General features: G+C 42.4%; 13 protein-coding genes. 2 read left to right on the top strand and 11 right to left on the bottom strand.

The features are described from left to right. Position 1: 1 nt before the first annotated feature. A complete protein-coding gene (locus POV27_RS16560) occupies positions 2–520 on the top strand; it encodes a GNAT family N-acetyltransferase (RefSeq protein WP_272863906.1) in 519 nt (172 codons plus the stop codon). Here POV27_RS16560 and POV27_RS16555 read toward each other — a convergent pair. The 10 genes from POV27_RS16555 to POV27_RS16510 all read right to left on the bottom strand — a co-directional run bounded on the left by POV27_RS16555 (position 510) and on the right by POV27_RS16510 (position 12094). Further along, entirely contained in the window at positions 510–2171 is a 1662-nt protein-coding gene (locus tag POV27_RS16555) for a hypothetical protein (protein WP_272863905.1), read from the bottom strand. The two genes, POV27_RS16560 and POV27_RS16555, sit on opposite strands and share 11 nt — an antisense overlap. A 10-nt stretch (positions 2172–2181) precedes the next feature. Next, on the bottom strand, positions 2182–2640 hold the full coding sequence (locus POV27_RS16550; RefSeq protein WP_272863904.1) for a hypothetical protein: 459 nt from the start codon (positions 2638–2640) through the stop codon (positions 2182–2184). Further along, the gene (locus tag POV27_RS16545) at positions 2637–3170 is read right to left on the bottom strand and encodes a hypothetical protein (RefSeq protein WP_272863903.1); all 534 of its coding nucleotides are present in this window, start codon (positions 3168–3170) and stop codon (positions 2637–2639) included. The genes POV27_RS16550 and POV27_RS16545 overlap by 4 nt, the downstream gene beginning before the upstream one ends. Then, the gene (locus POV27_RS16540; RefSeq protein WP_272863902.1) at positions 3167–4417 is read right to left on the bottom strand and encodes a DUF6638 family protein; all 1251 of its coding nucleotides are present in this window, start codon (positions 4415–4417) and stop codon (positions 3167–3169) included. Before POV27_RS16540 ends, POV27_RS16545 begins: the two co-directional genes overlap by 4 nt. Positions 4418–4423: 6 nt before the next feature. After that, positions 4424–4750 carry a hypothetical protein gene (locus POV27_RS16535; RefSeq protein WP_272863901.1) on the bottom strand — a complete coding sequence of 109 codons (327 nt, stop codon included), beginning with the start codon at positions 4748–4750 and terminating at the stop codon, positions 4424–4426. Between the two features lie 59 nt (positions 4751–4809). Next, complete coding sequence (locus POV27_RS16530; protein WP_272863900.1) at positions 4810–6771, bottom strand: AAA family ATPase; 1962 nt, start codon at positions 6769–6771, stop codon at positions 4810–4812. A gap of 1 nt (position 6772) precedes the next feature. After that, positions 6773–7828 (bottom strand): hypothetical protein, encoded by a 1056-nt coding sequence (locus POV27_RS16525; RefSeq protein ID WP_272863899.1) that lies wholly within the window; start codon positions 7826–7828, stop codon positions 6773–6775. 155 nt (positions 7829–7983) lie between these two features. Next, positions 7984–9330 carry a coiled-coil domain-containing protein gene (locus POV27_RS16520; protein ID WP_272863898.1) on the bottom strand — a complete coding sequence of 449 codons (1347 nt, stop codon included), beginning with the start codon at positions 9328–9330 and terminating at the stop codon, positions 7984–7986. Between the two features lie 246 nt (positions 9331–9576). Beyond that, complete coding sequence (locus tag POV27_RS16515) at positions 9577–10809, bottom strand: patatin-like phospholipase family protein (RefSeq protein WP_272863897.1); 1233 nt, start codon at positions 10807–10809, stop codon at positions 9577–9579. Between the two features lie 142 nt (positions 10810–10951). Further along, complete coding sequence (locus POV27_RS16510) at positions 10952–12094, bottom strand: acyl-CoA dehydrogenase (protein WP_272863896.1); 1143 nt, start codon at positions 12092–12094, stop codon at positions 10952–10954. Positions 12095–12218: 124 nt separating this feature from the next. On the opposite strand from POV27_RS16510, the gene POV27_RS16505 reads away from it, so the two are divergent. Then, the gene (locus tag POV27_RS16505) at positions 12219–13280 is read left to right on the top strand and encodes an anhydro-N-acetylmuramic acid kinase (RefSeq protein WP_272863895.1); all 1062 of its coding nucleotides are present in this window, start codon (positions 12219–12221) and stop codon (positions 13278–13280) included. 3 nt (positions 13281–13283) lie between these two features. On the opposite strand, the gene POV27_RS16500 is transcribed toward POV27_RS16505, so the two are convergent. Then, the gene (locus POV27_RS16500; RefSeq protein ID WP_272863894.1) at positions 13284–13655 is read right to left on the bottom strand and encodes a VOC family protein; all 372 of its coding nucleotides are present in this window, start codon (positions 13653–13655) and stop codon (positions 13284–13286) included. Positions 13656–13727: the final 72 nt, after the last annotated feature.

Here is a 13727-nt window from a genome sequence, read left to right as displayed (position 1 = left end):
CATGTCCATCGAGATTACAAATACCCAGCTAGAAGATTTGGACGCTGCTTGCCAAATCTTCGATGATGCTATTGCGTATCAGAAGCGAAAAGGCTATCCCCAATATCGTAGCAATGATAGGAAAGGTGTGAAGCAAGCAATAGCCGAGCAATTGCATTACAAGTTGTTGGTAGATGGAAATCTGGCTTGTGTGTTTAACATCGTATATAACGACAAACCCATTTGGCGGGACAAAGATGCGGACGATGCTATATTTCTACATCGTGTTATTACTGCTCAGGAATACAAGGGCAAGAGATTATTCGGGCATATTATGAAATGGGCTGTTGATTTAGCCAAGAGCAAAAAACGTCCATACTTGAGAATGGATACATGGGACGACAATCCCAATTTGGTAAACTATTACAAAACCTTTGGGTTTAAGGTGGTAGAACATTTTGTGGCGCCCTACGATCCCATGGTAAGTCCTAATTGCTGGGGAAATAAAGTTGTGCTTTTAGAATATAAGATTACTGAATAGTATCTGGGATTACTTCAAAATTAAGCTGCTGTACCGTATCCAATAACAAGCTATCACGTTCTTGTCCAAAGTCCATTTCCAATCGGGTAGGCCAAATATCTTCATCGCTTAGGCCTTCGCTGGCTTTCCAGGTTTCCCCTAACTGATTCAAAATACTGGTCTCCCATTGTGAAGGGTGCTTGGCATCGATCCATACGACGTCGCGATATTCGCAATCGATAAGGGCGAGATCCGGTGTAGCCGCTCCATCGAACTTCTTGCTGTCGTCCATTTTAGCAGCAATGGTGCTAAGTACGAATAGACGCTTTTTACCTGCTATTTCCTTGATGTACGGACGAAACTCCACAGGCTTGTTTACATTCCAGTCATACTCTTTTTTCGATTCGATCACTTTTAAGGGCATGGCACTTACTCCAGCCATTCCTTCCTTTTTGGCGGAATGGTTGTAGTAGAAAAGTTTGTCGGTACCATCGGAAGGAATCATGACACTAAAGGAAAGACTGGTGCGTTCTTCTCCAATAGGTTCCAAACCGAACCAGTGATACAAGCCACTGTAGGCATCGTATTCCATGGTATCCCAATTAAAATCGGTTACAAAGGGTTGTTGATTTTCATCATCTTTCAAATCCGGAATCTTCACAGCCGTTTGCTTGTTCCACGGAAGCGGATCGGTAAATCCTCCTAGGAATTGTAGTGACTGTGCTTGAAGGCGTGATACTTTTTCCGAAAGGATGTTTTGCCTTGTAAGGAAGGGGTAGTTTTGTATTTCTGAAGGGGGAATGTACGTTCCCTTTCCGATGGTGATACGTTCCATATAATCGGAAAAGTCATGCTCTCCCTGTTCTATAACCATCACGCCGCCGTAGGTAGGATAAGGAAAGAAAAAGCCTTTGTATTTCACCAAACTCACTACCTGCACCCATTTTCCCGAGTCGTTTTTCATATAGAAGACATCGCTCGGCTGATGGGTAAACAACTGAAAGATATTGAACCGCTGCACTACAGCGTTGTAAGTGTTTCTGCTAAATGCTAGCGATTCTCCAATAGCAAAGGTCACCGGAATGCGATTATCGCCCGAGAAACGGGGAAAAGGAGAGGTGCTTTCTACGGCAAACAGTTCCTCGGTATTATCGTTCATGCGTTGCCAAGTATAGTCCTTAGAAGGCTGCACGGCCATGGTCCATTGGTTGGAAGTATCTACCCGTATTAAATGGGGAACCGTCACTTCCTGGGTTTCTCCTACACTTTCGTAGGCCATGGTTAGGATATTGTTGAGTGGCTGGATGCGCTCATTTTGGGTAAGGGGTAGTTCGTGGATTTCTACCTTGTTCAGGTCAGTGTAGATATTGTAGCTCTGCATGAATTGATAGAGCTGTAGCTTGGAGCCAAAAAACCAACCCGTGACGAAGAAAGCTACGATGCCTAAAAAGATAAGGACACGACGGCCCGCACTGGGTGCCTTCCTAAATTTTGAAATGGTGAACACCAGAAAAACGAGCCCTACCAAAATGAGGAAAATAAACCTTCTAAGGAAGAGTAAAACCGGTTGATAATCATCCCGTAGCACAAACAACAGGATAAGCAATAACAATCCTCCTAGTACGGTGATAATTTTCTGTTTTCTTCCTTTTTGCCAGTATCTTTTTAGCATGGTGGTAGTTTTATGATTGTAGGTGTTTCCGTAGACTATTCAATAATTGTTTCTCTTTTATTCTTGTACCAAATAAGCTCCAAGTAAATAGTATAGACATCATGAAGGTTAAAAAACTATGAAAAGCCCATTTTTGGGTAACAATCCCAACTATTAGAAGAATAATTACAATTCCCCAAGGTATGATTACCCTGTATCGTGGTTTGGTTTCTACGGTAATTTCAGTTTTGTATTCCTCCAATCGCGTCAATGATGCATATCCACAAATTTCACTATTTGAACTTGGGTTGGCTATCCGCAATGATGATAAAAAACTTCTTTCCATAAACTTAAACCCCATAGAATGAATCCATTCTATTTCAAGTTTTGCACTTTTGTGATTTCTCATTTTTTCGTGAATACCTTCTATCGATCCATTAAAAATGAAAGTGTCTTTTAATGTCAATAATGAAGTAATTCTTTTTATCATTTTATCATTCCCTTATCCTTCAATCGGTCACGGGCGCTCTTCTTGGTTTCGGGCTCATCGGTTTCTGTCGTTTCCGTTTTGGGTGCTTCTTCTGTTTCTTCAACAGGTTCTTCTTCACCCTTTAGATCTTCTACGAAGTCCTTGCCTTTTTGGTAGGCCTCTTCGGCCTTCTTCATAATGTTTTCCTTGGTCAATTCTTCCGAAGCGACAAAGAACATGGATGCCACATAGGTTCCGATAAGGGTTCCTACAATGGCCGAGGCAAAATACTGTATGTAAAATCCGTTTATGGGAGTGACGAAAGTCACAATGACAGCGGCGAGTACAAACAGCACGGTTACCCAAACTAGTCGCATAAGGAAAGGTTGTTCGTGTACGAATCCTTTTTTGTTGTCAGCCTTCATCTGAAGGTCTTTGGCATGCATCAGTTTATTGAAAAACCGATACAGTTTATTGCTTTTCGACTCACGGACATACCACACAATCCCAAAAAGGATGGCGGCAATAAATACGATTATCTCTATGGTCATAGGTTATATTTTTTGTTTTCTTCTAGGATGCATTGTATCACCCAGTCTTTGTATGAGTCTTTCCACGTAGGATAGGTGTTGTAAAAGGTTTCCTTGTCATACCAATAGAGATGAAGTGGGTCCAATGGGATGATTTTGGTAAGTAATTTCCAGATAAGCTCTTCTTCCTCTTCTTCTAGTGACGAATGCGGCTCCAATAAGGCTTTGGTATATTCCAAATCGACCACCTGATCAATTTTAAGGTCGCGCTCTACGATTTTCCGCTGATTGTATAATTCTACACTCATCAGTCTCTTGCGGACCTCTACTTCTATGTCGTTCAGGTATTTTTTGAAGAGAAAAGGACTGTCCAGTACCTCATGCAACGGATGCGCCACTTGCTCCAGATGGGCCACGAATCTGTGTTTTTTAATGCGCTCGTAGCGCGCTGTCTTGGCCGCTCTTTTGATGTCGAATTCCGTAATTCTATAATTCACCAATGTAGAGGTAAGTTCATTGTGTGAAGTATGAAACAGGGAAACTTCATGCACGGTATTTTTTATGGCTCTTTCGAATACCTCCATTTCCTCGAAGATGATGATGTCGTTTACAAAATCCCGTAACACAAAAATACCCCCAAAGGCCTTAGTGTAGAAAGACCCGATATCGAGTGTAATGGGCTCCAATTGTAAATTTCTATGTCTGAGGTCACCATACTTCTTGGCCGATTCCAATATCTTATTGTGAAGGGATCGATCTATGAAATTATTCCCTTCTTCAAATTGAGCCACCAGTTCCAATTGTTCCTTTTGCTTCTCCTGAAGGCGGTTCAACAAACGGAAGCTTACCGACAGTTTTTTATAGCGCAGCAGATCGAAGGGTTCATAATAGGCGTCAATCTCTTGATCTAAGTGAACGCAGATGGCCGAGTCTTTTGTGATGTCCCGTATTTCCTTTTCATAGGCCGCGAAAATGGCCGTCATGATGTCCCTATCGAAACTATGGAAGGGCATGTGTACAGGCTTATCCTTTTGTAAGGGAGAAATGATAATGGCATTGCTATTGGCTTCACCAATGTTCAGATAGTAATGATCCTTTTTCTCTTCAGCAATTTCGGGACTCCAACCCATACCATCCACAGAAAAACTTTCCAACTGTGTACGGGGCACACCTAGCATGTCCAAACAGCCATTATAGCGTTGGGCCAACGATCCGGACACCTTTACCAAGGCATCTCCGTACAATCCTGCTTGTTTTAGTTTTTCCATATTAATTTACAATAAGTCCTTTTGCCAAAAATTCCATTTTTCTGGAAGGTATTTATAAAGTCCCCTATCATAGGTGTTCCAATACATGAGGTCGTTGCCGCTCCAAAACGCATCTATTTCTTCCCCAGTTTTAAAAATTTTCGCTATTTGACTACCAAAATTCAGTTTACAGAGGGCCGATTCATCATCATTCCCGATTCTGACATAAGGAAATTCAAAATCCAGATCCTTATAAAGTCCTCTTTCTATTTTCCCTTTATGGTATCTTACAAATCTGGCCTTAATCCTTTTGGACTTTTTGCGTTCTTTTATAAACTCGATTTTTTTGTCCATTAGATAGATTACTATTCCTAGTCCTATAACAGAAAGAATAAGTAAACTAACCATCTTTATTACTGTCCTTCCTCAAATTGTTTTCTAGCTTCCAACTGAATGTTCATGTCATTTACCCGTTGGTCTACCTTACGTTTAAAGTCGGTATCGGCAATCGTGGCGACATTGTCCAGATAGCGAACCACTTCTTGTCTTCGTATGTCTGAAAAGCTCAAACCTTTCATATTGCTTTTCATCAGTTCTTGCAGCATACCGAATTTGGTGTTGTAATCCTTCTTGAAATACTCCTCTGGATTGTCGAACCAATCCTTTGGTAAATCGAAGTCAGTGAGGCGTAATGATACCGCGCTTTGAATGTTCCGAATATCCCTGGAGGAGAAAAACGGAAAAGCCTTTTGAATGTTCTTGTACAATTCGGCATAAAACAGATGTTCTTCTGTTTTGTATTTCGCTTCCACCTCGTCATAAATCTCCAGAACCCTTTCTTCGGTGGGTTTTTCTGCCTGTTGCAGTATTTCCCCCAAGTTCTTAGCCAAGCCCTGTTCACTTAAATAAGGATATTCTTTTGGGTCTTTCATATTTACAAAACCGGGCATGGTATCATTCAGCGTACGCCACCATAGATAATCCTGATCTACAAAATCGGGAATGGTTTGGGCTCCGTCTATCTTAAATCGACCCTGTACACGTGAAATCACCGCTTTATCCAACATTTCAGGTAAGTTGGTGAAGAGTCCAATAGAGCTGTTTCCATAATTCACCGCATAAGCTCCTTCGGTGTAACGAAGGAATACTCCGATTACTTCCTTAACTCCGGCAGAAACTCCTTGAGCGGTACGTTCCTGTAAGTTGTTTTCGGCATCATCGATAGGCGCGAAGATAAGTCGCGTAGGATCTTGCAAAGGTTTCATCCATTGCACCATCTTTTCGGCCGAACCTCCCTGAAACGTGGATATCAAGGTATCGGGCATGGGATGGAACAAAAATGGGATGTCCAAATTATCGCAATGCTCTTTCAGTCGTGTGGCAATGGCAGCAATCAACATACTTTTCCCCGTTCCTGGAATTCCGTAGCCCATAAAGACGGGCATAAATCCGCCCAACTCCTGAAATGGGTTTTTCTTCGCTGTAAAGTCGTAGCTCATCAACCGTTCCGTCAATCTTCTGGCGAAGTGCTTGGCATCGCGATTCCCCACGATTTGTTCGAACTGAACTTTATTGAATTCAACACTTACCGCAGTTCCTTCAAACACGTTTTCCCAACCAGAAACAGCAAACTCGCTATTCTCCAATTTATAGGTGCGATCGGTAATGGTTTCGGTGTATTCCAAAGAGCCCAATCGCAACTGAATTTCAGAGATGATCGCTTCAAAATACACAACGGTAAAATCGATAGCGTCCTTATCCTTGGTAATAATTTCGGGATGATTCAAGTATTTGTCGTAATAGAACAACATACAGGAAATCCCTTTTAATGGAGACATGAAAGACAGCTCTGGAATACCAGCAAATTTGTTCTTTAAAACGCTAAGGTCGTCCGAGGCTTTGGGTTTTAATAGAAACAAAACCCGACAAGCAATCCCGAAAAGCATAAAAGCTGTAGCGGTGTGTTGCTTGGAGTCGAATTCCCTCCGTTGGGTGTTGTCCAAGGAAGACTTGCGTTCACTTAAGTTGGTAAGTCCCGAAGCATCCGAATAGCTATCCTTAAGCCATATTCCTAGTGTAAGCCCTTCTTGAAGTCCAAAAAGTGCCTCATTAAGATACAATGGGATCGCCACCGAATCGGGCAAAAGGCGTTTCTTCAAGGCCAAGACACTCTTAGATACCGAAGTAACCGTGGAGGTTCCGTTTCCCGTAGCTTTGGACAGATACAATAGAATGGATTCGTCCTTGCCGTTTTTATCCCGGTTCTTGGCTTTCATCCCTTGGTCCCATTGGACCCCTTTTAGGTAGGAAGTAGCCTCATCACGCAGGGTGGCGAGTTCGGAATGCTTTATGGGGAAAGTCGTGTTGTGCTCCATATTATAGTGTTAATTCACTGGTTTCTATAGGTTCTTTGGTTAATTGATTGATGCTTTCTGGGATCTTATCATAAAGTGTTTGCATCACCCTGTGAGGCGCAAACACATATTTTTCCGGTTTTTGGGTTTCCCACATTTGGAACTTTTGCTTGTTGAAGAAATTACCTTCGGTAAAGTTCCCCGTGGAAACAATTTCATCGATGGATAAACTCATGGCATGGGCCGAAAGTTTCAGGTTCTTTTTCACGATACCTTCCAGAATAATGTGGGTGATCTCCAATTCATCCTTTGCAAAAACATTGTGCAATGGCCCTACATCGAGTTTCCGGAATTGCTTTGGGAGCAGTTTGGGCAACTTCTTATCGATAGCGTAGGCCATCATATCCAAGCTCATGTTACGGTCTGCCGTTTTTTCCAAAGTCTCATATATCTTCTCGGTGTATTCGTCTAGGGAAGTCTTTTCCAAATCGAAATACATGAAACAAATAAAAGGGCGGTTGTGTGTAACATCATAAAAAGCCCAGCTTGTTAGGTATGGCGCATCGCCGTTGTTTTCGATCTTAACAATCTTACCCTGTACAAACCTTCGGAAGATATAGTTTTTTTCAACTGAAGTGTAATACACTATGGATGCCGCCTGCTCCAGTTTTCTTTTGGAAACAGGTTCCTTGTATTTCAGCAAACTTTCTAAAAACTCCGCTTTTAAATCATCGGGATCGGGAAGTTTGGCAATATGTTCCTGCTTTAATGCCAGATCATTGATGAGGTACCTAAACTCCAGATAGTTCGGAAAGCCAGACTCTGTAAGATCGATCTTCATTTTCTCCTCTTCGTCATAAAGGTATTTTACCCGAAAGGCTTCCAACGAATATAACAGTAACTCTGCATATTGTTTGAAGAAGGAAATCTCGAATGGATTACAAAGTTCGTGCGTTACCATACCATTCACCATTTCACGAAAGGCGTGTTGCACAATCTTGAAATAGACGGAGTACTGTTCCTTGTTTTCAAGAACAGCACTGTCTAAGGGAGTTACTATTTGGTTAATGGGCGACATTGAGATATTTGCTATTGACTATTCTTTATTTAAAATTGAGTGATATGTGTCTAGTCTTTTTATATGGACTATGTCGGGTCGAGCGCAGTACTCCGAAGCTTTAGCGAAGGAGTACTGGCGTGACCTACTATATTAACATTTGAAACGTTTTTGGATTATCCTAACAAATCGTCATCTCCAGAAGGAGCGGGATTGTCAGGGGTTTCTGAAGGCTCATCGCCCGAAGGAGCATTGCCATCGCTAGCATAGTACTCTTCGAATATCTCCTTCATGTCGATACCATATCGGTCGGCAAAGTCCTTCTGAATGGCTTGATCCTTCTCACGAATTTCCTGAAGGGCTTCTGCATAGCTACTATACACACCCTGCATCACTTTTTCGTGTACTGGAATATTGTCCATCATTTCCTGACGGGCTCTAGCACTAGCCGAATGCATGGAAGCAAGGGTCTGTCCTATGTGCTCGTCGGTTTTTACACCTAAATGCTCCAAAATGGCGGCGAACTCTTGATCTGTTCTCGCTTTTAAAGCCACAACATAACCATCGTAGTACTTTAAACGCTCATCGGTGTCACTTTTCAGTTTTGCACGATGGGTCTGGAGATTGCTTCTCAAAGAAGTCAATACCTTGATAGTAAGGTTGTGTTTATGAACGAAGCTGTCCTTGGAAGCTGCAAGGGTGGTGTAGGCATTTTTAAGCCCTTCCAATTCCTCTACTTTTTGCTCCAATTCGGTAATCTTTCCAATGGCTTCGCTGTATTCGGTAGACTGCTTGTCCGCAATTTCTTCTAAAGCAGCTCTTGCTTGCTTTAACAAAGCATATTGCTCTTCCAGTTTTTCCTCGGTCTCTTTCTTTTTCTCAAGAGCTTTGGTATGGTTCTTACTGGCTTCTACAATAGCATCCTGAAGCTTATCTTCCACCTCCTTAATTTCTACCTCACGGTTCTTAAGACGGGTTACCGCAGCCTGACTCTTATAGGAAAGTTCACTGAGCAGGGTTTGTATATCGGCGTTCTCTATACGTTGTTGGAACATTTGCTTGGCTTTCAGGTCTGCACCTTCTCGAACTTTCTGTGCAGCAGCGAGTTCTTCTTGGCGTTTTTTAATTCGGGATTTACGTCCCCAGAGGTTGTTCCACCAATTGTCCTTTACATTTTCAGCATCTTCCAAAGCCAATCGAGCACGCTCCAAAGCTTTTTGGGCATCATCGATGACCTTTTGCTCTTCGGCATTAAGGGTAGAGAATTTTTCGAAGATAATTCCTACTTCGTCCTGGTAGTCCGTTAAGTCTTTAATCGCATCCAAAAGGGAAGTACGGTCCTTTTCGGCCATGTGCACTACATCATCTAAGGTCGCGTTCAGTATTTTTTGACGCATCTCTGGATCGTCCTCTTGGGCAAGTTTGGACTTCATTTGGTCCACAGCTTTACCCCAATTCACTTCAACTTTTTCTTGCTTTTGGGAGGAGGAGTCGGTTTCTAATAAATCAAAATCATCAGACATAGGAATGGCTATTTAATGGTTATTAACTGTATCCAAGCCCACAACAATGCAGGCTATGATTTTTTCGGAGTTTCAATTTCGGTAAAAAAAACGAGTTGGAAAACCCGAATTCTTGAAATATTGATGGTTTGCATCAACAATGCATTTTATGAGTCGCCAAAACACAAAAAAGTTACATCCCGCACCCCGAAGGTGCCGCGAATGTAACTTGCGGGGAATGCCTTAAAATAAAGGTATCTATCTCGCTTACAGATTATTGTTTATAGTAGTAACAATGTCGTTTAATTGTTTCTGCCCGGCTGCAGAACTCACATAATTTTTAGCGTGCGTGAGCAAGGCATTGGTAATTTTGCAATTGTCCATAGCCGTAAGATTGGAAGGAAGTGTCATTTGTACTCGGTAATACTCCAATCCAGTGGTATTTGCAAATTGTTCCAATTGCGTGGCTGCCACAAATTGGTTGGCATTGAGTGTCGTTTCGGTGATGATGGAATTGGCTGTATCATCGCCTGCAAGGTTTTTTAGATCCAATCCCCAGTCATCATCTCCCCAAAAACCGTACTTCTGGCCATAGGGCTGATGGTTCACTGCATCATTGAAAAGTTCGAGTCCTGCACCCTGAGGATAAATGCCACATCCCAGGGAGACAACCACAATATCATCTATACTGCTAGCTGCACCACTTCTCAAAGCTTCGGTAATGGCCCAAACAGAAGGGTCGTTGGTCATTACACCACCATCTACCGACCATCTCTCATCAGCACTTGATCGCGTGCCCGAACCTCCACCCACATGGGCCACTGGAAAGTAAGTAGGGGCTGCGCTAGTTGCTCTGGCTGCTTCCCATAAATAATAATCGTGGGACGAATCCTGCAAGGCATCGTACCAATTGAACAGATAAGGCCCGTAGTCTTTTCCCATTTTCGGGTCTTTAATGATTCCCCCGGTACTATTAATTGTATAGGTAGTGGTAAAGACTTGCTTCACTTTCTTTTTAGGTAATGTTCTTGCAGCTACCGATAGTGGTGTAGTCGAACCGAGCATGGACTGTAAGAAAGGCTCCAAACCATATTCGTGGGCATAATACAAAGGTCCCGTTGGCTGATCGTTGGGATAGAATATCTTATTGCAGTCGTTCATATAGAAATCAAGAACCTCTTGTGCCGTTCTTGGGCTATTATCGCTGTGATAAGGCGCTGTTAATCCAATACTGATGATACCTCCGGTAGAAGTACCACCAATGACGTCGAATAAGCGATAGCTTTTTTCGCCCGATAATTTGGCCTCGATCTGCGTTAGGAAATAGGCCGGAAGGATTCCCTTTATCCCACCTCCATCTATAGCGAGGATCACCGTTTTCTTTTGTGAAGCCGTTTCTACATCTGTAGCTAAGGGAGTTTTCTTTTCCTTTGGGGTGTTGCAAGAAATGAAGAATAAAAGAACAAAAAGGGGTAATGATCTGATAATCAGGTTTTTCATGGGAAATCTTCTTTAGGTTGTTTTCGCAAAGATAACCCCTGAAGTATCAGCTGTTTATACGTAGAAATACGTAAAATTAGGGCAAGAAAAAAGCCACAACGATGGGTCGTTATGGCTCTTAAAAGTTAGCGATTGCAATTATTTAGTCTCTCAACAAACCTCTGGAGATTACTATTTTTTGTACTTCTGAAGTACCCTCATAAATCTGGGTAATTTTCGCATCGCGCATCAATCGTTCTACATGGTATTCCTTAACGAAGCCATTTCCACCGTGAATCTGAACGGCTTCTACAGTTACTTCCATGGCCACCTGACTCGCATATAGTTTAGCAAGCGCACTGCTCATGTCGTAGTTGTTACCTTGGTCTTTATCCCAAGCAGCTTTCATGATCAAATGACGCGCTGCCTCGATCTTGGTGTGCATGTCCGCCAGCTTAAAAGCGATGGCTTGGTGGTTGCAGATTTCCGTTCCGAAAGCCTTACGGATTTTCGAGTAGTCCCGCGCCATTTCGTAAGCTCCGGAAGCAATTCCCAAGGCTTGTGCGGCGATTCCGATGCGTCCCCCAGAAAGAGTCTTCATCGCGAATTTAAATCCAAATCCATCTTCCCCGATACGGTTTTCCTTAGGCACTTTTACGTCGTTAAAGTTAAGGGTGTGGGTATCACTACCACGAATTCCCAACTTATCTTCTTTAGGTCCTACTTCGAAACCTTCCCAAGTTTTTTCAACGATAAAGGCATTGATTCCTCTGTGTTTCTTTTCCTTATCAGTTTGGGCGATTACCAAGTAGTAATCTGCCGTACCTCCATTGGTAATCCAGTTTTTGGTACCGTTCAATAAATAGTGATCTCCCATGTCGATCGCAGTCGTACGTTGGGAAGTAGCATCACTACCTGCTTCGGGTTCACTCAAACAGAAAGCCCCGATAGATTCACCCGTGGCCAGCTTGGTTAAATATTTTTGTTTTTGCTCTTCGGTTCCGTACGCTTGGATCCCATAACAAACCAAGGAATTGTTTACAGAAACGATTACTGAAGAAGATGCGTCTATCTTACTCAATTCTTCCATCGCCAACACATAAGAAATGGTGTCCATTCCACCTCCACCGTACTGAGGATCTACCATCATTCCCAAGAAACCAAGCTCTCCCATTTTCTTCACTTGCTCAGCAGGGAACTCTTGTTTGTTATCTCTTTCAATAACTCCGGGAAGCAATTCAGTCTTTGCAAAATCGCGAGCCGCATCGCGTATCATTAGGTGTTCTTCAGATAAGCTAAAATCCATAATTGTCGGAAAATTAAATGATGTTCAAAAAAGTGCCGCAAAGATACCGTTTTATTAACAAATTGTCAATTTTAAGCGCAGATAATGTGAATTCTCTATTGTTAAAGTTTGTACATTTACTTTGATGAATAAAAAGCAGTACAAAGTCGTCGGGGTAATGAGTGGAACATCGTTGGATGGTGTTGATCTTGCCGAGTGTTTTTTTGAAATATCCAATTCAGGAAATTGGTCCTTTACGATGGGTAAGGCGACCACCATTCCTTATCCGGAATCATGGAAAATGAGACTGCAGGAAGGGATTCATTTTTCGAAAGGGCGATTGCAGTCCCTTAATAAGGAATATACCCAATATCTCGGGCGACTGATTAAAGATTTCATGACCGAAAACGAAATCGAAGATGTGGATGCGGTTTGTAGTCATGGGCATACTATTTTGCACCAACCGGAAAAGGGAATTACACTTCAAATTGGAAACCTTCCAGAAATTTCTAAATATGCCGAAGCCAAATTAATCTGCGATTTTCGGGTACAGGATGTGGCTTTGGGTGGGCAAGGAGCCCCTTTGGTTCCAATAGGCGATCGTTTGTTATTTCAGGAATATGACTATTGCCTCAATCTGGGCGGTTTCGCCAATGTTTCTTCTGAAGTAAATGGTGTTCGGATTGCGTATGATATTTGCCCGGTAAATATTGTTTTGAATCCCTTGGCGGAGCAAATGGGCTATCCTTTCGACAAAGGAGGGAAGCTAGCGGCTTCAGGAAGTTTGGATGCATCTTTATTTCAGGCATTGAACGGGCTTGCTTTTTACAATCAGTCGCCACCAAAATCCTTAGGCCTGGAATGGGTGCAAAAAGAGGTCTTTCCGTTACTGAAGATATCCAAAGCTTCGATTCAAGATCAGCTGCATACCGTGACGGAGCATATCGCGTTTCAGTTATCGAATGCTTTTTCTGAAGGTGCCCGAGTACTAGTAACCGGAGGAGGTGCGTACAATACCTATTTGCTAGAGCGAGTAAGACATTATACCCATGTGAACTTGGTAGTACCAGAAGCTGCCTTGGTAGAATATAAGGAAGCATTGATCTTCGCCCTATTGGGTGTATGTAGACTGCGAAGCGAAGTGAATTGCTTGGCCAGTGTTACTGGGGCTTCACGGGATCATTGTAGCGGGATGATTTTTGAATGAACACTAGACGTGCTGATCCACCAGAATAGGATTTCCATCCGGATCAACAATTACAAAACTTCCGGGACCATTACTGGTTTCATCGGCTTCTGAAGCAAAAATGACCCCATTCGCTTTCAGGCTTTTCTGAATATCCCGAACGTCATCGTACTGCTCCAATTTCCCAGCATTTACGTCCCACCCTGGATTGAAGGTAAGGATGTTCTTGTCGAACATACCGTGAAAAAGACCAATTAAAGTGCTTTCGTTTTTCATGATGAGATAATTCTGTTCCATAGAACCGCCAGTAGCTTCAAACCCTAAATTTTCATAGAATTCTTTGGAAGCCTGAAGGTTTTTTACGGTTAAGCTAATGGAGAATGCGCCTAATTTCATAGTAGTTGGTTTTGGATGAAGATATAAAAATTATGGCTTAGATGGATGGGTTTAGAGTTATGAGTTATAATG

The organism is Aureisphaera galaxeae, from assembly GCF_028561275.1.
Classification (GTDB): Bacteria; Bacteroidota; Bacteroidia; order Flavobacteriales; family Flavobacteriaceae; genus Aureisphaera; species Aureisphaera galaxeae.
Note: the sequence above shows the minus strand (reverse complement) of the source record. Positions and strands in the feature narration are given on the sequence as shown.